Raw genomic sequence first — 24,203 nt, forward strand, 5'->3', positions numbered from 1 at the left:
ATTCATAGCTAATACATGACTGGCACATCAATACCGTCTGCATGATCTTGGCCATGAGTGAAACACCGACGTCCTCCTCAGAACCCGCGACCGGCCCGGTCGTCGCCCCGCCACCCGCAGCACCCGTTGTCCGCGAGGAGCCGCGCCGCAGCAAGGTGACCACCGTTGCCGCCTGGGTCGGCATCGTCGCGGGTGTGGTGTTCATCGTCGCCGTGATCTTCTTCTCCGGATTCATCCTCGGAGCGCACAGCGGCGGCCATCGTGGTGGGCCCAGGGGTGACCACGGCCCTGAGCATGGCTTCGTGGAGTTCCACCGCGGTCCGCCGCCGTTCATGCTTCCGCCGCCCGGCGACTTCGGGCGTGGTGGTCCTGGCTTCGGCCCGGGTGGGCCCAGGTTCCAGCCGCCGCAGTCGCCCGGTGAGCCGCAGGGCCCCGGCCAGACGACTCCGGCGCGCCCTTCCTGAAGCCCGTCCTGATGTTTTGACCGACTCTAGTTCGGGTCATTCTCCTCGGCGAGGCCCAGCCCACCCGGCCTGAAACGCCTCGTCGAGGAGATGACACCCGATGACCGACAAGTACACGACCAACGACGCCGGCAATCCGATCCCCAGCCTCGAGCATTCGCTCACGGTCGGTCCGGACGGCCCGATTCTGCTGCAGGACCACTACCTGATCGAGCAGATGGCCAACTTCAACCGGGAGCGCATCCCGGAGCGACAGCCCCACGCCAAGGGTGGTGGGGCGTTCGGTCATTTCGAGGTGACCGCCGACGTCAGCAACTTCACCAAAGCCGCGGTTTTCCAGCCCGGAACCAAGACCGAGATGGTGGCCAGATTCTCGACCGTCGCCGGTGAGCGCGGCAGCCCGGACACGTGGCGCGATCCCCGCGGCTTCGCGCTGAAGTTCTACACCAGCGAAGGCAACTTCGACATGGTCGGCAACAACACCCCGGTGTTCTTTGTCCGCGATCCGATGAAGTTCCAGAACTTCATTCGCTCGCAAAAGCGGATGGCCGCCAACAATCTTCGCGACCACCACATGCAATGGGACTTCTGGACGCTGTCACCCGAGTCGGCCCACCAGGTCACCTGGCTGATGGGCGACCGCGGTATCCCCAAGACCTGGCGGCACATGAACGGATACTCCAGCCATACGTACAGCTGGCTCAACGCCGCCGACGAGTTGTTCTGGGTGAAGTACCACTTCAAGACCGACCAGGGCATCGAATTCCTCACCCAGGAGGACGCCGACCGGATCGCCGGTGAGGACGGTGACTACCACCAGCGCGACCTCTTCACGTCGATCGAGGAGGGCAACTTCCCGACGTGGACGCTGTTCGTGCAGATCATGCCGTTCGAGGAGGCGAAGACCTATCGGTTCAATCCGTTCGACCTCACCAAGGTGTGGCCGCACGGCGACTACCCGCTGCACGAGGTCGGCAAGATGACCCTCAATCGCAATGTCGAGGACTACCACGCGCAGATCGAGCAGGCCGCGTTCGAACCGAACAACATCGTTCCGGGCACCGGACTCAGTCCGGACAAGATGCTGCTGGCCCGGGGTTTCTCCTACTCCGACGCCCACCGTGCGCGGCTCGGCGTGAACTACAAGCAGATCCCGGTCAACGAGCCGCACGTCGAGGTCCGCGCCTACTCAAAGGACGGCGCGATGCGCATCCGCAACGCCACGGATCCGGTGTATGCACCGAATTCGATGGGCGGTCCGGAGGCCGACCCCAAGCGCGCCGCCGAGGTGCACTGGGCATCCGACGGCGACATGGTGCGCGCGGCCTACGCGCTGCGTGCCGAGGACGACGACTGGGGGCAGGCAGGCACCCTGGTGCGCGAGGTGCTCGACGACGACGCACGGGATCGACTGGCGCACAACATCATCGGCCACGTGCTCGATGGTGTGCGCGAGCCGGTGCTCTCTCGGGTGTTCGAGTACTGGACCAATGTCGATCCCGACCTCGGCAAGAAGGTCGAGGAGGGCGTGCGCGCCAAACAGGGCTAGGGAGCTTGTCGCCGAGTGCACGCTTGTTTTCGGGTCTTCTCGCGATTCGTGTACAACAAGCGTGCACTCGGCGGAAGCCGTTCGGCGAGTACGGGCGTCTTGCCCTCTGAACCACGGCTGGCATGATCGAGCCCATGAGCATCGAAGTCGTATTCACGTCAGAGTCCACAGCAACCGGAGGTGGCCGCGAGGGCCACGTCAAGTCATCGACCGGCAGGATCGATCTGAACACCAACCACCCGAAGGAGATGGGTGGCAGCGGCGAGGGCACCAACCCGGAGGAGCTGTTCTCCGCAGGCTATTCCGCATGCTTCCTCGGTGCGCTCCGCCTGGTGGCCCGCAACGAGAAGATCGACCTCGACGATGCGACCGGCATCACCGCGCAGATCGGCTTCGGCAAGGATCCCGCGGGCGGATTCGCCATCAACGCGCACCTGATCGGCTACCTGCCCGGCCTCGAGCAGAGCGCCGCCGACGAGTTGATGGAGAAGGCCCACCAGGTGTGCCCGTACTCCAAGGCCACTCGCGGCAACATCGACGTCAAGTTGTCGGCGAAGGTGTAACCATGACAGCCCGGCGGGCGCACAACGGTCTCGGCAGAACTCTCGCAGTCCTGGCAGGCATCGGTGTCGGCACGGGTCTGTCACTGGCGGCGCCTGCCGCCGAGATTTCGGCCAAGCCCTCTGATCCGGGAGTGGTGAATTACGCCGTGCTGCCGAAGGGATCGGTGAGCAACATCGTCGGCGCGCCGTTTCGGTTCGAGTGGACGTACAACGCGCCGTTCCAGTCGTTCTGGGTCGACAACCCGTCGTGCAACAACTGGGCCGACATCGGGTTGCCCGATGTGTACGCAGACCCGGACCTGGCGTCGTTCAACGGTGCGGTGGCGCAGACGGGCCCGAATGATCAACGGAACTTCGTCAAGCAGGCGGTCGGCGTCTTCGCCACCAACGACGCCGCCGACCGCGCGTTCCACCGCGTCGTCGACCGCACGCTCGGCTGCAACGGCCAGACCACCGCGATGCACCTGGACAACATGACCACCCAGGTGTGGAGCTTCACCGGTGGGCCGGCCACGGCGACCGACCTCGACTGGGTCAAGCAGGAGGCGGGTACCGACCGTCGATGCTTCAACACGACCCGAAAGCGCGAGAACGTTCTGCTGCAGGCGAAAGTCTGTCAATCCGGTAACGGCGGTCCGGCGGTGAACGTGCTGGCCGGCGCCATGCAGAACACCCTGGGGCAGTAACGGCAGCGGCATTCCGGCACACCCACTAAACGAAGTCACGAGAAAAATCGTGGGACTTTGTCGGTGTGGTCTGGAAGATGTAGGGAGGCAGCGATCGTTTCCCTACCCGGAAGGGGCCGGAAAGACATGACCTTTGCCATGACGTCCGCTGTGGACGACGCGTGTCCAACCACTGAAGTCGAGCTCACCAGCGCAAACGATGCCGCCGGCTATATCGGTGACACCTGTCTGGACGACGGCCCGGTCGGTCGGGTGGGTCTGGAGGTCGAGGCGCACTGCTTCGATCTGACCGACCCGATGCGGCGGCCCGGGTGGGATGAGATCAACGCGACCATAGCGGCCGTGCCGCCATTGCCCGGTGGCAGCTCGATAACGGTCGAACCCGGCGGTGCCGTCGAGTTGTCGGGACCCCCGCTGGACGGGCCGGTGCCTGCCATCGCCGCGATGCAGGCCGACCGCGCCGCGCTACGAGCGGCCTTCGCGCAGGCGGGTCTCGGATTGGTGCTGCTCGGCGCCGATCCGCTGCGCCCTGCCAAGCGCGTCAACCCGGGTGCCCGTTACCAGGCGATGGAGACGTTCTTCACCGCCAGCCAGACCGGCGCTGCCGGGGCGGCCATGATGACGTCGACGGCCTCGATCCAGATCAACCTCGACGCCGGGCCGCAGGACGGCTGGGCCGACCGGGTGCGGCTCGCGCATGCACTCGGCCCGACCATGATCGCGGTCGCGGCCAACTCGCCACTGCTCGGCGGCAGGTTCGCGGGCTGGCGTTCGGCGCGCCAACATGTTTGGAGCCAACTGGATTCGGCGCGCTGCGGACCTGTCCTCGGCGTCAACGGCGACGACCCGGCCAGCGATTGGGCGCGATATGCGTTGAAGGCGCCCGTCATGTTGGTCAACACGCCCGCCAAGAACGAGGTCACTCCGGTGACGTCCTGGGTGCCGTTCGCCGACTGGGCCGACGGTCGCGTGATGCTTGGCGACCGCAGACCAACGCGGGCCGATCTCGACTATCACCTCACCACGCTGTTCCCGCCGGTGCGGCCACGCCGCTGGCTGGAGATCCGGTACCTCGACAGCGTCCCCGACGCGGTGTGGCCGGCCGTTGCCTACACACTCGTCACCCTGCTCGACGACCCGATCGCCGCCGATATCGCCGCCGAGGCCACCGAATCGGTCGCCACCGCGTGGGACCGCGCCGCGCAGATCGGACTCGGCGACCGAAGGCTGGCCAACGCCGCGAAACGGTGCGTGACAGCTGCCGCGGAACGGGCTCCCGCCGAACTCGAGGAATCGATGCAGCAGCTGGTGCGTTCGGTCGAACAGGGCCGGTGCCCGGCCGACGACTTCTCCGATCGGGTCGTCGAACACGGCATCGCACCGGCGGTCACCCAATTGGCGCAAGGGGAGCTGTGAGCCGACGCGAGACACTCGCCCGCGAACTCACGACTGCCCGTGACAGAACTCTGCGGCTGGTCGACTTCGACGACGCCGAACTGCACCGCCAGTACAACCCGCTGATGAGCCCGCTGGTGTGGGACCTCGCCCACATCGGCTGGCAGGAAGAGCTGTGGCTGCTGCGCGGCAACGACCCGGCCCGTCCCGGACTCCTCGATCCGCAGGTGGAGCGGTGCTACGACGCATTCCTCAACCCTCGCGCCAGCCGCATCGACCTTCCGGTGCTGTCGCCCACCGAAGCTCGGTCCTACTGCGCGACCGTGCGCAACAGGGCACTCGACCGCCTCGACGCGCTACCCGCCGACGATGGTGACGAGTTCACCTTCGGACTGGTGATCAGCCACGAGAACCAGCACGACGAGACGATGCTGCAGGCGCTGAATCTGCGATCCGGACCCCCACTGCTGGACCGCGGCGCGCCGCTGCCGTCCGGCAGGTCCGGGGTCGCGGGCACGTCGGTGCTCGTGCCCGCAGGTGAGTTCATCCTCGGGGTCGACGCGGTGACCGAACCGCACTCACTGGACAACGAGCGCGGGCCGCATGTGGTCGACCTGCCGGCCTTCCGTATCGGCACGGTGCCGGTCACCAACGGTGAGTGGCGGCAGTTCATGGACGACGGCGGATACGACAACCCCCGCTGGTGGTCCGATGCCGGCTGGTCCCACAGGCAGGAGGCGGGACTGCGGGCGCCGCAGTTCTGGAACGACGGCGAGCTGACCGGAACCAGGACCCGCTTCGGCCATGTCGAGGAGATCCCCGCCGACGAGCCCGTGCAGCACATCACGTTCTTCGAGGCCGAGGCCTACGCGAAGTGGGCGGGCGCACGGCTGCCGACCGAGCAGGAATGGGAGAAGGCCTGCGCATGGGACCCGGCGGTCAACGCGCGCCGCCGCTATCCGTGGGGTTCGTCGGAGCCGACGGCGCATCTGGCCAACCTCGGCGGTGATGCCCTGCGGCCCGCACCGGTGGGCGCCTATCCGGCAGGCGCGTCGGCGTATGGCGCCGAACAGATGCTCGGCGATGTATGGGAGTGGACCACGTCGCCGCTGCGGCCGTGGCCGGGTTTCACGCCGATGCTCTACGAGCAGTACTCGGCGCCCTTCTTCGAAGGCACCGGGTCCGGCGACTACAAGGTCCTGCGCGGCGGCTCATGGGCGGTCGCGTCGAACATCCTACGGCCGAGTTTCCGCAACTGGGACCACCCGAACCGGAGGCAGATCTTCTCGGGTGTGCGGCTCGCGTGGGATGTCGGCTGATGTGCCGACACCTGGGCTGGCTCGGAAAACCGGTCTCCGTTGCATCGCTGGTGCTGGAGCCACCCAACGGTCTTCTGGTGCAGTCGTATTCACCGCGTAGGCAGAAGCACGGACTGATGAACGCCGACGGCTGGGGTGTCGGATTCTTCGACGGGCCCATCCCGCGGCGCTGGCGCAGCGCCGCGCCGTTGTGGGGGGATGCGTCGTTCGCATCGGTGGCGCCCATGCTGCGCAGCGGGTCCATCGTCGCGGCCGTACGGTCGGCAAGCGTCGGGATGCCGATCGAGGCCACGGCGTCCGCGCCGTTCACCGACGGTCACTGGCTGCTGTCGCACAACGGCCTCGTCGACCGTGCCGTCCTTCCGCTTTCCGCGAAGGCCGAGTCCACCTGCGACAGTGCGTTGTTGGCGGCGCTGATCTTCGATCGGGGGCTGGATGCGCTCGGCGACACCGTCGTCGAAGTCGCCGCCGCGGATCCGAATGCCCGACTGAACATATTGGCCGCCAACAGCTCTCGGCTTCTCGCCACCACGTGGGGCGACACTCTCTCGGCGCTGCGATGCGACGACGGCGTCGTGCTCGCCAGCGAACCCTACGATGACAACCCCGACTGGCAGGAGATTCCCGATCGACATCTGATCTCCGTCATCGGCCGAGATATCGAGCTGATCCCGCTGAAAGGTTCATGATGACGTTCGCACTGTCGAACTACCTGTCCGCGAACTCGGCGGGCGACGCCCTGCGCCGCGATGTGCGCGAAGGGTTGACGCAGACACCGAAAACGTTGCCGCCCAAGTGGTTCTATGACTCCGTCGGTAGCGATCTGTTCGATCAGATCACCCGCCTACCCGAGTACTACCCCACCCGCACCGAGGCGCAGATTCTGCGGGAGCGGTCGGCCGAGATCGCCGCGGCGTCCGGGGCGGACACCCTCGTCGAGCTCGGCAGTGGCACGTCGGAGAAGACCCGCATGCTGCTCGACGCGCTGCGCGACAGCGGATCCCTGCGCCGGTTCATCCCGTTCGACGTCGACGCCTCGGTGCTGCGCGCTGCCGGAGCCGCGATCGAGCAGGAGTATCCGGGCGTCGAGATCGATGCGGTGTGTGGGGATTTCGAGGAGCATCTCGGCAAGATTCCCCGGGTCGGCCGCCGACTGGTCGCCTTCCTCGGTTCGACGATTGGCAACCTGACGCCGGAACCGCGCGCCGAGTTCCTGTCGACGCTGGCGGAGACCCTTCAGCCCGGTGACAGCCTGCTGCTGGGCACCGACCTGGTGAAGGACGCCGACCGGTTGGTTGCGGCATACGACGACAGCGCGGGCATCACGGCGAAGTTCAACCGCAACGTGCTGGCGGTGGTCAACCGTGAACTGGACGCCGATTTCGTACTCGACGCCTTCGACCACGTCGCCAAGTGGAACGCCGACGAGGAGCGCATCGAGATGTGGTTGCGCGCCAACCACGCTCAGCGCGTGCACGTGAAAGGACTCGGGTTGACCGTCGACTTCGCCGACGGCGAGGAGATGCTCACCGAGGTGTCGTGCAAGTTCCGCCCCGACGGGGTGGCCGCCGAACTGGCCGACGCCGGCCTGCGCCGCACCCATTGGTGGACCGACGACGCCGGCGACTTCGGGCTCTCGCTGGCGACGCCATGACGTCAGAACCGGAAAGCCTCGGCGAAAAGTGGCGCGCGGCCAGGCCTGCCGTCGCCGGGATACATCTCGACAGCGCGGCGTGCTCCCGGCAGAGCTTCGCGGTCATCGATGCCGCGGCGCAGCATGCCCGCCATGAAGCCGAGGTCGGCGGATATGTCGCGGCCGCGGCCGCCGCGCCGGTGCTCGACGCGGGCCGTGCGGCCATCGCGGCGCTGACCGGTCTCGACAGCAGCGGTGTCGTTTTCACCACCGGGGCCAACAACGCGCTTGACCTCCTGCTGTCCAGCTGGCCCGGTGAGCGCACCGTCGCCTGCCTGCCCGGCGAGTACGGACCCAACCTGGCGATCATGGCGGCCAACGGTTTCGCGGTGCGCACATTGCCTGTGGACGGCGAGGGCCGGCTCGACGTCGATGCCGCTCGCCGCGCGCTGGCCGAGGATCGGCCCGCGCTGGTGCATCTGACGGCACTGGCCAGTCACCGTGGCATCGCTCAACCGATGGCGGCACTGGCCGACGTCTGCCGTGATCTGGACCTGGCACTGGTGATCGACGCGGCGCAGGCGCTTGGCCATCTCGATTGTGCTGTAACACCTTCGGCGATCTACAGCTCGTCGCGCAAGTGGGTGGCCGGTCCGCGCGGTGTCGGGTTCCTGGCGCTGCGGGACGACCTCTCGCGAACACTGAAACCGCGGCTACCACCCCCGGAGTGGGGGTTGCCGTTGACGGTGACGGAGCGGCTGGAGCAAGGCGAGGCCAATGTCGCTGCGCGCGTTGGCTATTCGGTTGCGCTCGGCGAGTACCTGGCCGCCGGACCCGCGCGGATCGGTGAACGGCTGGCCGAGGTGGGCGGGATGACGCGCGAGGCGCTCGCCGACGTCAGGGGATGGCGGGTGGTCGAGGCGGTCGACGAACCGACGGCGATCACCACGCTGGAGCCGGTCGACGGCGCCGACCCGCAGCAGGTGCGCGCACAGCTGATCGCCGAGCACGCCATCGTCACCACCTACGCCGAAACGCTGCGGGCACCGTTCGAGATGGCGTCGCCGGTGTTGCGGGCGTCGCCGCACGTCGACGTCACGGTCGAGGAGCTCGGCCAGTTCGCCAAGGTGCTGGCCGCGGTGACCTAGCCGTCCTTGTGTGCGGTGAGAAGGAAGCCAGGCATCTTGTCGCGGCCCTTCTCGTCCTGGCCATAGGCCGGCAGCGTGAAGGGTGCGTCGGCGGGTATGGCCACCGCCATGTTCGCGTGGATGAATGCGGGCCGAATATCGTCGATGGTCCAGTGCTTCGACACCGCTTGGCGCAACTCGTCTTCGGTGACGGTATGCGGGCCGAACCCCTCCGGGAACGCGCCCTTTTCGAACACCAGGACGTAGAAGACCGCCCCCGGCGCGGCCGCCCGGTGCACCGCACGCAGGTAGGCGTCGCGGGCTTCGACCGGCAACGAGTGGAACAGGGTGCTGTCGATGATGGTGTTGAACTGTCCGTCGAAACCGGTGAACGACGTGATGTCGTCCTGGACGAACGTGGCATTGCTCAAACCGCGCTCGTTCGCGGCCTTGGTGGCGGCCGCGACGGCGGTCGGTGACACGTCGATGCCGACGACGGTGTGGCCGGCGGCGGCCAGCGCCAGCGCCAGCTCGGCGTATCCGCAGCCGGCGTCCAGCACGTCGCTGCGGACCCTGCCGCTCTCGATCACTGCGGCGAGTTCAGGCTGCGGTTCGCCGATGTTCCACGGCGGCGGCCCTTCGAAGGGACCGTGTTCCTGGTAGGCGTCGTCCCATTCCATAACCTCTTCAGCTGCCATGACCCCAACCTACGCCGGGTTCCTGGGAACGACGAAAGAGGCTGCTCTACGCGGACTTTCGCACCAGCAGCATCGCGCTGTAGGTGGTGAGCGCAGGTCGGTCGTCGGGTGTCTGCGGATACGGGTCAAGCGATTTCAACTCGACGATGTAGTCGCCCACCTGCACCGCCTGCTTGTTCTGGCCGGGCGCCGGGTTCGTGTTGAACTCGATGGTCGTCGGCACCCGCTGCCCCTGCTCAACTTCGACGGAGATGCGCGCCTGGCCGGTCCAGAAGCACTCGACCTGCGTGGGGCAGCGGGAATCCTCCAGCACGTCGGTGAAGCGCAGCCGCAGGTCGGCACCCTGAATCATGGCCTCCTGGCCACCGTGCAGCACGAATTCCTGATCGAGGCCGGCCTCGATGGGGCCTGCCTGCGCCGGGCGGCTGTCACAGCCCGCGAGGGCCAGCACCAGCGCCGCGACGGCGATCCAGAGTTTGGTCACGGCCCGTCCCAGGTGTGTACGGGCTCGTTGCTGTGCATGCGTTCACAGTAGATTCGCAGCATCTCGGCCAGGGCGTTCGGTCGGGACAGCCCGCGGTTTTGTAGCGCGTCCACGGTGGCGATCTGCCACGATGAGCCGTTGCGGCCGGTCTTCGCGCGACCCTCGATCACGCCGAGGTAGCGGTCGCGGACCTCACCTGCGACCTCCCACCGCCGCAGCCCCTCGTCGGCCATCGGCAGCAACTGCCGCAACACCAACTCGTCCGGCGTCACCTCACCCAGACCTGGCCAGTACAGCCGCGCGTTCATTCCGTGCTGCGCGGATTCGGTGAAGTTATGTTGTGCCGCAGCGAAACTCATCTTCGTCCACAGCGGCCGGTCATCCTCGGCCAGCGTCCGCAGCACGCCGTAGTAGAACGCGGCGTTGGCCATCATGTCGACCACGGTCGGCCCCGCGGGCAGCACTCGGTTCTCCACACGCAGGTGGGGACGGAGCACCCCGTCCTGCTCGACGATGTCGTAGACCGGGCGATTCCACCGGTAGATGGTGCCGTTGTGCAGCCGTAGCTCGGAAAGCCGCGGCGTGCGGCCCTCGGCGAGTTCGCGAGCCGGGTCCTCGTCGGACAATTCGGGCAGCAGCGACGGGAAATAGCGGACGTTCTCCTCGAACAGGTCGAAGATCGACGTGATCCACCGCTCGCCGAACCAGACCCGGGGGCGCACGCCCTGTGTCTTGAGCTCGTCGGGACGGGTGTCGGTGGCCTGGGCGAAGAGTTCGATGCGGGTCTCCGCCCACAGCTGGTGCCCGTAGAAGTAGGGCGAATTGGCGCCGAGTGCCAGCTGCGGCCCGGCGAGCACCTGGGCGGCGTTCCAGTTGTGCGCGAAGTCGGCGGGGGACACCTGCAGGTGCAGTTGCATGCTGGTACATGCGGACTCCGGCGCGATCGACTCGGTTTGCAGGCTCAGCCGTTCGGGTCCGCTGATGTCGATCAGGATGTCCTCGCCGCGCGCGGTGAAGATCGAATCGTTGAGCGCCTTATAGCGCGCCGACTCGCTCATCCAGCGGCCCGAAAGGTGCTCGGGCATCAGCGTCGGCAGGATGCCGATCATCACGATGTGCGCGTCGTGTTCGTTGGCCTTGGCCTCGGCCGCGTTGAGACTGGCCCGCACGTCGGACTCGAGTTCGAGCGCCGCGCGACCGGGCAGCCGGCGGGGTGGGACGTTGAATTCGATGTTGTAGGCACCCAACTCGGTCTGGTATGCCGGATCGGCGATCGCCTGCAGGACTTCGGAATTGGTCATGGCGGGTTGATAGTCGGAGTCGACGAGATTGCACTCGATCTCCATCCCGGTCAGCGGCCGCTCGAACTCGAAACTGGACTCCTTCAGCATGGTTTCGAAGATGTCGAGACACTGCTGAACCTTGCGCCGATACTCGCGGCGGTGCGCGCGGGAGTACTCGGTGTCCTGCACTTCTTCGCCCACGACCGAAGCCTATCGACGGGTGGCCACCACGATCTGCGGATTCAGCAGTCCGCCGCGCAACTGCACCTCGATCGTCGGATCGGCGTGTTCGGCCAGTGCCCGCAGCGCTGACGGACTGTAGGCGCGCAGCGAGCTGATGACCCCGTCGTGCAGGAACGGAACGAACGGGGCGAACGGCAGCATCGTCGCGAGTCGGACGAGATGCAGGGGCGCAGGCGGTCTGGGCAGATCGAGGATCACCAGCTTGTCGGCCGCGCGTGTGCCCTCCGCGAACACCCGCGCTGCCGTGGCCGGCGGCAGATGGTGAAACGACAGCACGAAGACGGCCAGATCGAAGTGCCGGTCGGGCGCGTCGATGGCGACGGCGTCCATCTGTCGCACGGTGGCGCGCGGGTCCTCACCCAGATCGCTCGCGGCCATCGCCGCCACCGATGACGCGTCGATGTCGGTCACGGTGAGCTCGGCGGTGGGGTGCCACTCCAGCAGTTTTCGGGACAGGCTGCCGTGTCCGGCGCCCAACTCGAGGATCCTGGGGTCTGCGACGTCGGCGACCTCGTCCATCACGATCTTGGCGAACCGGTCGGTGTTGCCGAAGAACTCGCCGGTCCACTCCAGCGTCCGGATCACGCTGCGTTTGACGTCGTCGGCCACGTCGTCGCGGTCGAGATATTCCAGCCGGTCGGTCTCGAGCAGCCGGTCCAGGCACGACGCGTCGGGCCCGCCGCGGGGCATGCGGTCAATGTCGACTGCTTCACGAGCCACGTGGACCATGATGGACGATTGCAGGGCCGTCCGGAGGGAGCACGAGTTGGCTGACTTTGTCGCCGCCATCGACCAGGGCACCACCAGCACCAGGTGCATGATCTTCGACCACGACGGCGCCGAGGTCGGGCGTCACCAGCTCGAACACGAACAGATCCTGCCCAGGGCCGGCTGGGTCGAGCACAACCCCGTCGAGATCGCCGAACGCACCGCGTCGGTCATCCAGTCGGCGCTGAACAACACGAAGCTGTCGGCCACCGATCTGGCGGCGCTGGGCATCACCAACCAGCGGGAGACGTCGCTGGTGTGGAACCGCAAGACCGGACGGCCGTACTACAACGCGATCGTGTGGCAGGACACCCGCACCGACCGCATCGCCTCGGCGCTCGACCGCGACGGCCGCGGCGACGTGATCCGGCGCAAGGCCGGGCTGCCGCCAGCGACCTACTTCTCCGGCGGCAAGCTGCAGTGGATTCTGGAGAACGTCGACGGAGTGCGCGCCGACGCGGAAAAGGGCGACGCGATCTTCGGCACCGCGGACACCTGGGTGCTGTGGAACCTCACCGGCGGTAGTCGTGGCGGTGTGCACGCCATCGATGTGACCAACGCCAGCCGCACGATGCTGATGAATCTCGAGACGCTGGACTGGGACGACGAGCTGTTGTCGTTCTTCGACATTCCGCACCAAATGCTCCCGGAGATCAAGCCGTCGTCACACGTCGAGTCCTTCGGTGTGACGCGTGACGACGGCCCGGTCGGGGGCCAGGTGCCGATCACGGGAATCCTCGGCGACCAGCAGGCCGCGATGGTGGGGCAGGTCTGCCTCGACGCGGGCGAGGCAAAGAACACCTACGGGACAGGCAATTTCCTGCTACTCAACACCGGCGAGAAGATCGTCCGCTCGGAGAACGGACTGCTCACGACGGTGTGCTATCAGTTCGGAGACGCGAAACCCGTTTACGCCCTTGAGGGTTCGATCGCAGTGACCGGTTCGGCCGTCCAGTGGCTGCGCGACCAGCTCGGCATCATCAGCGGTGCGTCGGAGAGCGAGTCGCTGGCGCGGCAGGTGGAGGACAACGGTGGCGTCTACTTCGTCCCCGCGTTCTCGGGACTCTTTGCGCCGTACTGGCGTTCGGATGCGCGGGGCGCGATCGTCGGGCTGTCGCGGTTCAATACGAACGCGCATCTGGCACGGGCGACGCTCGAGGCGATCTGCTACCAGAGCCGCGACGTCGTCGACGCGATGGAGGCGGACTCCGGTGTGCACATGGAGGTGCTCAAGGTCGACGGGGGCATTACCGCCAACGATCTGTGCATGCAGATCCAGGCCGACGTGCTGGGTGTCGACGTGGTCAAGCCCGTCGTCGCGGAGACGACCGCGCTTGGCGCCGCGTATGCCGCCGGTCTCGCGGTCGGATTCTGGGAGAACCCGGACGACCTGCGGGCCAACTGGCAGGAGGACAAGCGCTGGACTCCGGCATGGACGGACGAACAGCGCGCCGCCGGATACGCCGGTTGGCAGAAGGCGGTGCAGCGCACACTCGACTGGGTCGACGTTTCCTAGCGATTTGTGTGCGTTTAGGCGCGCTGAGCGCTCGCGAATGCACACAAATCACAATGAAACGGTGATATCGCGCACCGCGGTGTTCTCCTCGAGATGGGCCACCGAAGACGTGCCTGGGATCAGCAACACGTTGGGTGCGACGGACAGCGTCCATGCGAGCGCGATCTGGGCCGGCGTGCGGCCCAGCTTCTCCGCCTCACGCTTGACGTCGGGATGGCCGAGCACCGGGTTGTCGGCGGTGAACGCCGAGCCGAGCGGAAAGAACGGCACGAACGCGATACCGTGCTCGACGCAGGCGTCCAGCACCGGCTGCGACGCCCGGTCGACGAGGTTATACGCGTTCTGGACGCAGACGATGTCGGTGCGGTCCAACGCGATTCGCAGATGTTCGAGCGTGATGCTGCTCAGCCCGATGCCGCCGATCAGCCCTTCATCGCGGGCCTTGATCATCGCGGTGAGCTGACGGTCGAACAGTTCACGGTTCACCGGGCCCGGATGGCTTTGATCGCCGTCCTCGTCGTGTATGCGGAGATTCACCGCGGCGAGGCGGTCGATCTCTAGCGTCGCGAGGTTCTCTTCGATCCCTGCGCGCAGTTCGTCGGGCTGCTGCGCGGGCAGCCACTCGCCGGCGGGGCCGCGCTTGGCGCCGACCTTGCTCACCAACGCCAAGTCGGCCGGGTACGGGTGCAGCGCTTCGCGAATCAGCTCATTGGCGACATTCGGTCCGTAGAACTGCGAGGTGTCGATGTGGTTGATGCCCAGCTCGATTGCGCGCCGCAACACCGCGATCGCCTGGTCGTGATCACGCGGCGGGCCGAAGACACCCGGCCCGGGGAGTTGCATGGCGCCGAAGCCGACGCGGCCGACATTGAACGAGCCCAGCGGGAAGGTTTGCACAGATTCAGCCATACCTGTCCGTACGCGCTTCCCGCCGGGCTTATTCCGGATTGCCGGCTATTCGGCCTCTCCGAGGATGTGGTAGATCTCGCGGCGGGCGTTGTTGACGATGTCGACGATGCGCTGCTGTTGCTCAGCGGATGCGGCGTGCGCGGACTGCGCGACGGCGCCCATCAGCTGGCCGACGGCACTGCGCAGGCTGATGGCACCGGGATCGGCGCCCTCGGTGATCTCGTCCCACGGAGCCGTCTCGATCTTCTCGGCGGCAGCGCGGCCGTCCTCGGTGAGCTCGAAGAGCTTCTTGCTGCCCTCGGTTTCGGTGGAGACGAGCAGACCCTCGTCGACCAGCAGTTGCAGCGTCGGGTACACCGAGCCGGGGCTGGGCTTCCACAGCTGCTGACTGCGCTCGTTGATCTCCTGGATCATCTCGTAGCCGTGCATCGGTCGCTCGGTGAGCAGCTTGAGGATCGCGGCGCGCACGTCGCCGCGTCTGCCGCGCCCGCCGCCACGGGGTCCGCCGCGTCGGCCGCCACGGGCGAAGCCGGGGCCGAACCCGAGACCGCCGGGTCCGAAACCGCCGGGTCCGAACCCGCCGAAACCGGGACCGAAGCCACCCGCGTCGCCGCGATGCTCGCGGATGTGGTCACGGAACTCGCGACGAGCTTGGCGCCGCTGTTCGTGCAGCGCACGGCGGTTTTGGGGGCCGAATCCGACTCCGAAGCCGAAGCCCTGGAACGGTCCGCCGGGTGGGGGTGTGAATGGGGTGTCCATGGTCATGTCCTTGTTCTTAAGAAAGCACGATCTGCGCTTCCGATACGTTGACGATATATCGGAAACTATCGCGATGCAACGTCGAATTTCAGTGGGCGACGGTGACGTCGACGGATAGGTAGTCGCCGAGGGCGCGCGCCGCAGGCCAGTCGCCGGCGTGGACGGCCTTCTCGAGATCGTCGGGCAGCGGGCTGTTGGCACCGAGGTCGGCGAGCCAGGCGGCGACCGTCAGCCCGCCGCGCAGGCGATGGGAGATGCGGTAGATGGTCGGACGTCGCATACCCGTGATTCGGAGCCGACCGGCCCGTGGATGGGTCCTGGCGCTGGTGTGGGGGTCATGGCGGCGGCCCTGATGCTCGTCGGGTTCCAGACCCGTTGCGACCTTTGGGTTCTCAGCTCGGCGGCGCGAATCCGCCAGAGTCCGGTGTTGGTGAAGGCGGGGGCGCGGGCGGTGGGACCTGAGGTGGCACCTGCTGTGGCGGACCCGGCCACTGCGGCGGGACTGGCGCAGGCACGGGCTGCAGCCGCGCGAGTTCCCTGCGGTGGCGTTCGGCCAGGACCGCGGCGAGCACGTATTGCGGCGGTGCGCCGGGCGGCGGTGGTGGCGATATCTGGGCGACGACCTCGCCGGCGATCCGGTAGGCCATCTGGTCGCGCAGCTGGGGATCGAGTTGCGGTGCGCGGGAAAGGAACTGGCGTGCCAGCTCGGCCTGTTCGGGACGTAACCCGGACAGCTGCAGCGTCGACGCCCACCACGCGAGCTGCGGCGGCATCGGCGGTGGCGGCGACAGCCGCGGCGCGCGCTCGCTGATGACCAGCGTTCCCGCGAAGACGTCGCCGATGCGCTTCCCCTTGGAGGACAGCAGGCTGCAGATCACCGCGGGCCCGCCGGTGAACATCCAGATCTCGATCACGCCGGCGAGCGCACGAAACAACGCCTGCCGAAAGCGTTCCGGGCCCCCGTCGTCGGAGACGACGCGCAGCCCCAGCGCCATCTTGCCCAACGAGCGCCCGCGCGTAGCGGTCTCGAAGATCACCGGATACCCGACGATCGTCAGGACGGTGAAGATGATCACCACCGCACCCGACAGCGCCGGGTCGAACTGGGTGAGGGTGGCCGCCCACAGCACGATGCCGGCGATGTAGAGGATGAACACCACCGTGACGTCGATGATCGCCGACAGTGCGCGAACCGGCAGCTGGGCGATCTGGATATCCAGGACCACCGCGTCGCCGGTCACCACCGGTTCTTGCTGGCTGACCATTGGGCCAACGCTACTAGGATTCTCCAGGTGGATGTCGACGCGTTCGTGGTGGCGCATCGGCCGACGTGGGAGCGGCTGGAGCAGCTGATCAAGCGGCGCCGGAAGCTGACCGGCGCCGAGGTCGACGAACTGGTCGATCTTTACCAGCGGGTGTCCACCCATCTGTCGATGGTGCGCAGCGCGTCCACCGACGCCGTCCTCATCGGGCGGCTGTCGGGTCTGGTGGCGCGGGCACGGTCGGTGGTGACGGGTGCGCACTCACCGCTGTGGAGCGAGTTCATCAGGTTCTGGACGGTGTCGTTTCCGGTCGTGGCGTACCGCGCGTGGCGGTGGTGGCTCGGGACGGCGATCGCGTTCTTCTTCGTCACCGTGCTGATCGCCGTGTGGGTGGCGACCAACCAGGAAGTGCAGTCGGCGCTCAACACACCAAGCGAGATCGAGCAATTGGTGAACCACGAGTTCGCCGAGTACTACAGCGAGAACCCCGCCGCATCGTTCGGTCTTCAGGTGTGGGTCAACAACTCCTGGGTGGCCGCCCAGTGCATCGCATTCGCCATCCTGGGCGGAATCCCCATCCCGTACATCCTCTTTCAGAATGCCCTCAATCTCGGCGTCATCGCGGGCTTCATGTTCGACGCGGACAAGGCCGACGTCTTCCTCGGTCTGCTCACCCCTCATGGCCTCATCGAACTGACTGCGGTGTTCCTGGCCGCCGCGGCGGGCATGCGGGTGGGCTGGTCGGTGGTGTCGCCGGGCCACCGGCCACGCACGCAGGTGCTCGCGGAGCAGGGCAGGGCCGTGGTCGCGGTGGCCGTCGGCCTGGTCGTCGTGCTGCTGGTCGCCGGGCTGATCGAGTCCCTGGTGACGCCGTCGCCGCTACCGACGTTCGTCCGCATCGCCATCGGCGTGGCGGCCGAGATCGCCTTCCTGTCATACGTGATCTATTTCGGCCGCAGGGGTGCGGCTGCGGGTGAGACCGGCGACGTCCCCGATGCACCGGACGTGGTGCCGACGCGTTAGAGCCTGCCGGTGGCCTTCATCGCGAGGTAGTGGTCCGCGAGTTCGGGCGCGAGTTCATCCGGTGGCGCGTCGACGACGTCGACGCCTGCGGCCCGCAACCGCGACGCCATCGAGCGCCTGTCGTTGCGCGCACGTTCGGCCGCCGCCGCGTCGTAGACCTGGGCGGCGTCGGCGCCGCCCGCCGCCAGCGTCTGGACCCGCGGATCGGCGACCGCGGCAAGCAGCACTTGATGTTTGGCGGACAACTGGGGCAGCACCGCCATCAAACCCTCGTCGAGCGCGGACGCGTTCAGGTCGGTGAGCAGCACCACCAGCGCGCGCCGTCGGACGCGGCGCTGTATCGCGGCCACCATCGCCCTGGCGTCGGACTCGATCAAGGCCGGTTCCAGCGGCGCCATCGCGGTGACCAGTTGCGCGAGAAGCTCGGTGCGCGAGGCGTTGAACACGCCCGCCCGAGTGACGCGGTCGTGCGCGAGGAAGTCGACGTGGTCGCCCGCGCGCGCCGCCAGTGCGGCCAACAGCAGCGCAGCGTCCATGGACCAGTCCAGCCGCGGCCACCCGCCGGGGTCGTTGGCGGTGGGGTCGACGCCGACGCGGCCCGCCGAGGTGCGGCCGGTTTCCAAGACAATGACGACCCGGCGGTCCCGCTCGGGTCGCCACGTCCGCACGACGACGTCGGCGCGACGCGCGGTGGCACGCCAGTCGATCGACCGGACGTCGTCGCCGATGACGTACTCGCGCAACGAGTCGAACTCGGTGCCCTGACCACGGATCAGCACCGGGGTGTTGCCCTCGAGTTCGCGAAGCCTGGCGAGTCGGGAGGGCAGGTGCTTGCGGGACAGGAACGGCGGCAGGATACGGATCTCCCAGGGCACCCGGTGTGAGCTCTGGCGTCCTGCCAGGCCCAGCGGTCCGACCGACCGCGCCGTCACCAATGCCGACCTCTGGTCACCCCGCCGTACCGGACGCAGCCTGGTGACGAGCTGAACCTGTTGTCCCGCTGCGATGTTCACGGTGTGCATCCGTGGTTCGGCGCGTGCGCTGGGAGACCACGCATCGCGGATCACACCGCGCAGGCGCCGCCGCCCGGGATTCGTCACCGCAAGCAGCGCGTCGACAGGCTGGCCCAGCCTGGCCGCGGCGTCTCCGGAGCGGGCGAAGACCAGCTGGCGCGGGTTCGCGGCCAGTACGACGTCGAGCGTCACCGCGGCGGCGAGCGCACCGAGCAGAACCACGAATGCGACCGCCGGCCACGGCGAGAAGGCGACCGGCAGCACGCAGATGAGTGCGACCAGTCCGGCGCGGCCGGTGAGGATCACTAGCGTGGCACCGGCACGGCCGCGAGGATGCCGTCCAGCACACCGTCGGGACTGGCGCCTTCGAGTTCGGCTTCCGGCCGCAGCTGGACGCGATGCCGCAACGTCGGCCGTGCCATCGCCTTGACGTCGTCGGGGGTGACGTAGTTCCGGCCAGACAGCCAGGCCCAGCACCGAGCGGTGGCGAGCAGTGCGGTCGCGCCGCGCGGTGACACGCCGAGCTGCAGCGATGGGGAATGCCTTGTGGCACCGGCGATATCGACGATGTATCCGAGGACCTCGTCGGCGACAAGTACCTGCTGTACCGCGGCGCGTCCCGCGGCCAGCTCGGCGGGTCCGGCGACGGGTCGCACCGCTGACAGGTCGCGTGGGTCGAACCCGTGCGCGTGCCGATGAAGGACCGCGATCTCCTGGTCCCGTGGCGGCAGGGGAACGTTGAGCTTCAACAGGAACCGGTCGAGCTGTGCTTCCGGTAGCTGGTAGGTGCCTTCGTACTCGATCGGGTTCTGTGTCGCGGCGACGATGAACGGGTCCGGTAGCTTGCGTGCCTCGCCCTCGACGCTGACCTGTCGTTCCTCCATGGCCTCCAGCAGCGCCGCCTGGGTCTTGGGCGGTGTCCGGTTGATCTCGTCGGCCAGCAGGAGATTGGTGAACACCGGTCCGGACCGGAACTCGAATTCGGCTGTGCGGGCGTCGTAGACGAGCGAACCCGTGACGTCGCCTGGCATCAGGTCGGGGGTGAACTGGACCCGTTTGAAGTCGAGTTGCAGCGCGGCCGCGAGGGTGCGTACCAGCAGCGTCTTGGCTACGCCTGGCACCCCTTCCAACAGCACATGGCCGCGGCACAGCAGCGCGATCACCAGCCCGCTGACCACCGCGTCCTGGCCGACGACGGCCTTGCCGATCTCGGCGCGCAGCGACAGCAACGCCTGACGCGCCGAATCGCCCGGCGCCGAGGCACTTTGACCTGGGTATGGCTGAGTCACGATTGTGCGACCTGCCTTTCGATGTTGTCGAGTTCACGGGCGAGATTGACCAAATCGTCGTCGCTTTGCGGCGGCGGACCGAACAGTATGTGCGCCAACGTGTCTGGGTGGGCCGCGCCGCGCTGTGCGATCGCGGAGACGATCGCGGGTGGCTCGGCGTTGTTGGCGAGGCCGAGGCGGGGGAGCATTCGCTGCAGCGCGGCGGTGCGCAACGCATCGGCGGCGCGATCCCTCGCCCGGCGGGAGCGGTACAGCCTGCCGCGACCCTCGACCGTCTCCGATGCGCGCACCACAACGGGCATCCGCTCCGCGACGAGCGGGCCGAGGCGTCGCCCCTTCCACAGCGCGACGAGCGCGATGGCCACACACAACTGGAAGATGATCCATTTCACCGCAGGGGGAATCAGATCACCGATCTCGACGCCGGAGTCGGAATAGCCTTCGCGCTCCTGCGGGGCGTACCAGATCACCCGCGGGTGGGTGCCCGCGAGGTTCATGGCCAACGCGGCGTTGCCGGCGGCCAGAAGTCCGCCGTTCGTCATGAAGTCGGAGCTGCCGACGACCGTGACCGTGCGCCCGTCGTCGGAGTACCGGACCAGCGCTCCGCCGTAGCAGCTGGTGATCGGGAAATCGTCTGCGGCCATGAACTTGTCGCTCATGCCCAACTGGACATCGCCGGCTCGGGTGGCCTCCCGCAGGTCGCAGTCCGGGTCGGCACCGCCGAACGGAACCGCTCCGGCGAGGCGAACGCGAGGTGCGAGCGCCTCCCGCGTCGCCGTTGTCGGTGACACGAGCAGACGATCGCCGGGCAGGTCGGCCAGTCGGCGCAGTACGTCTTCGTCGAGCAGCTGGAAGGTCTGCAGCACCGCGATGAGTGTGTCTGGCCGAGCGGCACGTTCGACCGTCGCGATATCCGGCGCCTCGACAACGTCGACGCCGCCCTCGCGCAGCAGAGTCACCAGGGCCCGGGCGCCGTCCGGCGAGGTGGACGTCGGATCCATTGGGCCGCCGGGCCGCGGCGCGGTCAGATAGGCCGTCAGGACGGCGATTCCGACGATGACGACGAGCGCCAACAGCACCCATCGCACGACGCTCCACCGCTGCCGCGGTGGGGTGCCGACAGCCGAGGTGGTCATCGCACCTCCGTCCATTCGCCAGATGACGCGGCGGCCGAGGTGGCATCGGCTGGTGCCTGCGTGCGGAAGCGCAGGTGATCGTCGAGGTCGGCGATCATCCGGTAGGCGAACTCCGTTCCCGGTTGCTCGCCATAGGTGACATCGTTGAAAGCGCCTGCGGCCTGGGTTAATTCGGCGGCAAGGGCAGGCAGTGCCTTTCCGGCATCGCGTGCGAGTTCGGTTGCGGTGCGGCCCGGAATGGCGTCGAGCACCCCCGTGTCCTCCAGCTGACGAGCGACCGCCCGTAGCCGATGCCGGATGGCTGCGGCCCAATTCCCCGCGGCGGCAAGTTGTTCGGCGGTGGCGCGGTGCTCATCGGCGGTGAGTTCGTGCTCGCCGAACAGTGCGTAGCGGGTGCCCCGATTGGTCCGCATGGTGCGCCGCGCGATCCGAATCGCGACGACGACGGCGACCACGAGCAGGATCAGCAGGATGGAAATCGTGAACCAGCCGCCGGGAAGTCGCGAGCCCTCGCTGGCCAGCCGGTAGATCAGCTCGTTGATCCACTCGACGAGACGTTCGGTCAGGGATGGCTTGGGGTAGATGGGTTTCTGCAGTTCGCGTTGCGCGGCTTCGTGAGCGGCATCGCTGTCGATGTCTATCGTCGGCACGTCAGGCTTGGCGGGTCAGCCACAGATGATCGGTGGAATCGGACGGTGAGGCGGGACCGTAGGCGGCACCGGTCTGCAGGACGAGGTCGAACGCCTCGGAACGGATCCGGCGGTCGGTGTAGAGCAGCACGGCGACACCCGCGCTGAACGGGGCGGTGATGATCTGCGCGATGACACCACCCACGGACAACAGGACGAGTGCCAGCAGCGTCATCGCCGTGGACGAGGCCGCCATCAGCATGAGCTGACCGCTGAGGCTGAACGGCATCGTCACCGCGCCTGCGACGAACTGAACCGCGATCGTCGCGAGGAGCAGGATACCGAAGACGCGCCAGAAGTCGTTTTTCACCAACCGGAACGAGCGGGCGATCGCGGCGAAGATGCCGAGGCGTTCGAGCACGATGAGCGGAGGCGCGAAGGCGAGACTCACCCAGACGTAGATGAGCCCGACCACCAGTGCCAAACCGAGCGGGAGGCCGACGATCACCGCAGCGGTGCCGTTGACCGCGGCCCCGATGGCGAAGATGAGGCCGACCACCACGACGATCACCACGACGAGACCCAGACCCTCGAGCACCGCCAACCCGATCAGTGCCCAGATCCGGCCCTTCAGTCGTTGCCACGCTTCACCGATGGTGATGCCCGCGCCGAACACCGATCGTCCGACGACGACGGTGAGCATCCCGCTGAGCAGGATCGCGGTGAAATAGGTCGCGACGCCGCCGATGATGCTCGACAGCGACGAGCCGATCAGGGCGCCGGTCGACACCTCTTCGCCGGCGAATGACTCGGTGAGCGCTCCGGTGGCGGCGAGCGGGCCGACCGAGAGCACCAGCGCCAGCAGCTGGGTCACGATGACGACGATGGTGGTGAAGCCGAGCGTCGCTTTCGGGTTGGCGCGGATGTAGGCGACCGCGCCGTTGAAGATGTCGGACAGAGTCAGCGGTCGCAGAGGAATGACGCCCGGCTTGAGAGCCGGCGGTGCGCCGTACCCGTACCCGGGTGGCGGATAACCGGGCGGGGGTCCGTAACCCGGCGGGGGTCCGTACCCGGGTGGCGGATATCCGGGCGGGGGTGCGTGTCCCGGGGGCGGATATCCGGGTGGTGGATACCCCGGGGGCGGCGGCCCGGCCATACCGGGTTTGCCGGCCTCGGTGTTCATGGCCACCATCCTGTCGATCGTGATGCGAATTGACAACGTTCTCGCACCACCCTGCCAGCCCAGGGACCGCGGTTACGGTGGCGGTATGTCGACCGAGATCACAGTGCGCGGCTCATTCTCCGCGTTTCGTCCAGCCGAACGCGGCACCGTCCACACGACCGTCTCGTACGAGGGACCGGAGATGGAGGCGGTCTATGCCGCCGTGGCCAACGACTTGGCTGTGCTGAAGGACTCGATCGTCGGCCTCGAGGAACGGGGCGCGGTGACCTGGTGGTCGGCCGATCAATTGCGCACCTGGTCGAACCGGCCGTGGAATGACAAAGGCAAGCAGCTGCCGCTGGTGCACCACGCGGCCGTCGGCGTAGAGGTGAAGTTCCGTGATTTCGACGCGCTGGCGCAATGGGTCGGTCAGCGGATTGCCGATATGGAGGGGTTCCGGGTCTCGCACGTCAGGTGGACGCTGACCGACGAGCTGCGGAACTCGCTGCTCGTCGAGGTGCGCACCCGCGCGGTCCAGGACGCGGTGACCCGGGCGCAGCAGTACGCCGACGCGCTCGGCCTCGGCACGGTCGCGCCGGTCGCCATCGCCGACGCCGGCATGCTGAACACCCGTCCCGAGGCCGGATCCCAGGGCGAGCACATGCGGCTGATGGCGGCGCCGGCCTCGGCCCCGGTCGCTGAACTCGTCCCCGAGCACATCGAGGTGTCGGCAACCGTCGACGCGCGATTCATCGCGGGTCCGACAGCCGGCGGTGCGGCGTAGGTTTGCGGCATGGCCGATAAGCCGGAACTCAAGGAGAAGCTGCGCGCGGACCTCACCGCGGCGATGAAGTCGCAGGACAAGCTGCGGACCGCGACGCTGCGGATGCTGCTCGCAGCGATCCAGACCGAGGAAGTGGCAGGCAAGGATCAGCGCGAGCTGTCCGACGCCGAGGTGATCAAGGTGCTGTCCAGGGAAGCCAGGAAGCGGGCGGAGGCGGCCGAGATCTACGCGCAGAACGGTCGCGGTGAGCTGGCCGCCAACGAGCACGCCGAGGCACGCGTCATCGACGAATACCTGCCCGCTCCGTTGAGCGACGCCGAAGTCGCCGACGTGGTCGACACCGCGATCGCCCAGGTGGCCGAGGAGCTCGGCGAACGGCCGAGCATGAAGCAGATGGGCCAGGTGATGAAGGTCGCCACGGCGATCGCCGCAGGTAAGGCCGACGGCGCCCGGCTGTCTGCGGCAGTCAAGGCCAAGCTGTAGCCGTTTCGGCGATTGGTACCCGGGTA

The 24,203-nt window shown here is 67.5% G+C and carries 26 protein-coding genes; 13 read left to right on the plus strand and 13 right to left on the minus strand.

What is annotated here, in order from left to right; genetic code table 11:
* Nucleotides 1-53 precede the first annotated feature (53 nt).
* The 9 genes from G6N43_RS04540 (at nt 54) to egtE (ending at nt 8,757) form a co-directional block, all read left to right on the plus strand.
* Nucleotides 54-464 carry a hypothetical protein gene (locus G6N43_RS04540; protein WP_234810177.1) on the plus strand — a complete coding sequence of 137 codons (411 nt, stop codon included), beginning with the start codon at nt 54-56 and terminating at the stop codon, nt 462-464.
* 100 nt (nt 465-564) lie between these two features.
* Nucleotides 565-2,013: a catalase gene (locus G6N43_RS04545; RefSeq protein WP_083154788.1), complete on the plus strand. Its 1,449-nt coding sequence runs from the start codon at nt 565-567 to the stop codon at nt 2,011-2,013.
* A gap of 134 nt (nt 2,014-2,147) precedes the next feature.
* On the plus strand, nt 2,148-2,576 hold the full coding sequence (locus G6N43_RS04550) for an organic hydroperoxide resistance protein (protein WP_197745402.1): 429 nt from the start codon (nt 2,148-2,150) through the stop codon (nt 2,574-2,576).
* A gap of 2 nt (nt 2,577-2,578) precedes the next feature.
* A complete protein-coding gene (locus tag G6N43_RS04555) occupies nt 2,579-3,262 on the plus strand; it encodes a sensor domain-containing protein (RefSeq protein ID WP_083154786.1) in 684 nt (227 codons plus the stop codon).
* 126 nt (nt 3,263-3,388) lie between these two features.
* Nucleotides 3,389-4,678, plus strand: a complete 1,290-nt coding sequence (gene egtA / locus G6N43_RS04560; protein ID WP_083154785.1) for an ergothioneine biosynthesis glutamate--cysteine ligase EgtA — start codon at nt 3,389-3,391, stop codon at nt 4,676-4,678.
* Nucleotides 4,675-5,976, plus strand: coding sequence for an ergothioneine biosynthesis protein EgtB (egtB, locus tag G6N43_RS04565; RefSeq protein ID WP_083154783.1), 1,302 nt, complete (start codon nt 4,675-4,677; stop codon nt 5,974-5,976). Before egtA ends, egtB begins: the two co-directional genes overlap by 4 nt.
* Nucleotides 5,976-6,665 (plus strand): ergothioneine biosynthesis protein EgtC, encoded by a 690-nt coding sequence (gene egtC / locus G6N43_RS04570; protein WP_083154781.1) that lies wholly within the window; start codon nt 5,976-5,978, stop codon nt 6,663-6,665. Before egtB ends, egtC begins: the two co-directional genes overlap by 1 nt.
* Nucleotides 6,665-7,630, plus strand: a complete 966-nt coding sequence (egtD, locus tag G6N43_RS04575; protein ID WP_083154996.1) for an L-histidine N(alpha)-methyltransferase — start codon at nt 6,665-6,667, stop codon at nt 7,628-7,630. Before egtC ends, egtD begins: the two co-directional genes overlap by 1 nt.
* Nucleotides 7,627-8,757 carry an ergothioneine biosynthesis PLP-dependent enzyme EgtE gene (gene egtE, locus G6N43_RS04580; protein ID WP_083154779.1) on the plus strand — a complete coding sequence of 377 codons (1,131 nt, stop codon included), beginning with the start codon at nt 7,627-7,629 and terminating at the stop codon, nt 8,755-8,757. Before egtD ends, egtE begins: the two co-directional genes overlap by 4 nt.
* Here the strand turns inward: egtE and G6N43_RS04585 are convergent.
* The 4 genes from G6N43_RS04585 to G6N43_RS04600 are packed head-to-tail and all read right to left on the minus strand — an operon-like array spanning nt 8,754 to nt 12,173.
* A complete protein-coding gene (locus G6N43_RS04585) occupies nt 8,754-9,434 on the minus strand; it encodes a class I SAM-dependent methyltransferase (protein ID WP_083154777.1) in 681 nt (226 codons plus the stop codon). The genes egtE and G6N43_RS04585 overlap by 4 nt on opposite strands.
* A gap of 46 nt (nt 9,435-9,480) precedes the next feature.
* Entirely contained in the window at nt 9,481-9,918 is a 438-nt protein-coding gene (locus tag G6N43_RS04590; RefSeq protein WP_234810176.1) for a hypothetical protein, read from the minus strand.
* Entirely contained in the window at nt 9,915-11,402 is a 1,488-nt protein-coding gene (locus tag G6N43_RS04595) for a glutamate-cysteine ligase family protein (RefSeq protein ID WP_083154776.1), read from the minus strand. Before G6N43_RS04595 ends, G6N43_RS04590 begins: the two co-directional genes overlap by 4 nt.
* A 9-nt stretch (nt 11,403-11,411) precedes the next feature.
* Nucleotides 11,412-12,173, minus strand: coding sequence for a methyltransferase domain-containing protein (locus G6N43_RS04600; protein ID WP_179967966.1), 762 nt, complete (start codon nt 12,171-12,173; stop codon nt 11,412-11,414).
* A 37-nt stretch (nt 12,174-12,210) separates the two neighbouring features.
* Between G6N43_RS04600 and glpK the strand changes: the two genes are divergently transcribed.
* On the plus strand, nt 12,211-13,728 hold the full coding sequence (gene glpK / locus G6N43_RS04605; RefSeq protein WP_083154992.1) for a glycerol kinase GlpK: 1,518 nt from the start codon (nt 12,211-12,213) through the stop codon (nt 13,726-13,728).
* Between the two features lie 48 nt (nt 13,729-13,776).
* Here glpK and G6N43_RS04610 read toward each other — a convergent pair whose 3' ends face one another.
* The 4 genes from G6N43_RS04610 to G6N43_RS04625 all read right to left on the minus strand — a co-directional run bounded on the left by G6N43_RS04610 (nt 13,777) and on the right by G6N43_RS04625 (nt 16,661).
* Nucleotides 13,777-14,625 (minus strand): oxidoreductase, encoded by an 849-nt coding sequence (locus G6N43_RS04610; RefSeq protein WP_083154989.1) that lies wholly within the window; start codon nt 14,623-14,625, stop codon nt 13,777-13,779.
* A gap of 57 nt (nt 14,626-14,682) precedes the next feature.
* Nucleotides 14,683-15,396 carry a PadR family transcriptional regulator gene (locus G6N43_RS04615; RefSeq protein ID WP_083154987.1) on the minus strand — a complete coding sequence of 238 codons (714 nt, stop codon included), beginning with the start codon at nt 15,394-15,396 and terminating at the stop codon, nt 14,683-14,685.
* An 88-nt stretch (nt 15,397-15,484) separates the two neighbouring features.
* Nucleotides 15,485-15,676: an Rv2628 protein family gene (locus G6N43_RS04620; protein ID WP_083154774.1), complete on the minus strand. Its 192-nt coding sequence runs from the start codon at nt 15,674-15,676 to the stop codon at nt 15,485-15,487.
* Between the two features lie 112 nt (nt 15,677-15,788).
* Complete coding sequence (locus G6N43_RS04625; RefSeq protein ID WP_083154773.1) at nt 15,789-16,661, minus strand: RDD family protein; 873 nt, start codon at nt 16,659-16,661, stop codon at nt 15,789-15,791.
* A 27-nt stretch (nt 16,662-16,688) separates the two neighbouring features.
* Between G6N43_RS04625 and G6N43_RS04630 the strand changes: the two genes are divergently transcribed.
* On the plus strand, nt 16,689-17,681 hold the full coding sequence (locus G6N43_RS04630) for a stage II sporulation protein M (protein ID WP_083154771.1): 993 nt from the start codon (nt 16,689-16,691) through the stop codon (nt 17,679-17,681).
* Here the strand turns inward: G6N43_RS04630 and G6N43_RS04635 are convergent.
* The 5 genes from G6N43_RS04635 to G6N43_RS04655 are packed head-to-tail and all read right to left on the minus strand — an operon-like array spanning nt 17,678 to nt 22,931.
* Nucleotides 17,678-19,000: a DUF58 domain-containing protein gene (locus G6N43_RS04635; protein WP_083154769.1), complete on the minus strand. Its 1,323-nt coding sequence runs from the start codon at nt 18,998-19,000 to the stop codon at nt 17,678-17,680. The genes G6N43_RS04630 and G6N43_RS04635 overlap by 4 nt on opposite strands.
* Nucleotides 19,000-19,983: an AAA family ATPase gene (locus G6N43_RS04640; RefSeq protein WP_083154768.1), complete on the minus strand. Its 984-nt coding sequence runs from the start codon at nt 19,981-19,983 to the stop codon at nt 19,000-19,002. Before G6N43_RS04640 ends, G6N43_RS04635 begins: the two co-directional genes overlap by 1 nt.
* Nucleotides 19,980-21,119, minus strand: coding sequence for a DUF4350 domain-containing protein (locus tag G6N43_RS04645; RefSeq protein ID WP_083154985.1), 1,140 nt, complete (start codon nt 21,117-21,119; stop codon nt 19,980-19,982). Before G6N43_RS04645 ends, G6N43_RS04640 begins: the two co-directional genes overlap by 4 nt.
* Complete coding sequence (locus G6N43_RS04650; RefSeq protein WP_083154766.1) at nt 21,116-21,769, minus strand: DUF4129 domain-containing protein; 654 nt, start codon at nt 21,767-21,769, stop codon at nt 21,116-21,118. The genes G6N43_RS04645 and G6N43_RS04650 overlap by 4 nt, the downstream gene beginning before the upstream one ends.
* A 1-nt stretch (nt 21,770) precedes the next feature.
* Entirely contained in the window at nt 21,771-22,931 is a 1,161-nt protein-coding gene (locus tag G6N43_RS04655; protein ID WP_163657986.1) for a DUF7847 domain-containing protein, read from the minus strand.
* A gap of 85 nt (nt 22,932-23,016) precedes the next feature.
* Here G6N43_RS04655 and G6N43_RS04660 point away from each other — a divergent pair, with 85 nt between their 5' ends.
* On the plus strand, nt 23,017-23,694 hold the full coding sequence (locus G6N43_RS04660) for an SIMPL domain-containing protein (protein WP_083157868.1): 678 nt from the start codon (nt 23,017-23,019) through the stop codon (nt 23,692-23,694).
* A 9-nt stretch (nt 23,695-23,703) separates the two neighbouring features.
* On the plus strand, nt 23,704-24,177 hold the full coding sequence (locus tag G6N43_RS04665; RefSeq protein ID WP_083157864.1) for a GatB/YqeY domain-containing protein: 474 nt from the start codon (nt 23,704-23,706) through the stop codon (nt 24,175-24,177).
* The last annotated feature ends 26 nt before the right edge of the window (nt 24,178-24,203 follow it).

The organism is Mycolicibacterium moriokaense, from assembly GCF_010726085.1.
Lineage (GTDB): Bacteria > Actinomycetota > Actinomycetes > Mycobacteriales > Mycobacteriaceae > Mycobacterium > Mycobacterium moriokaense.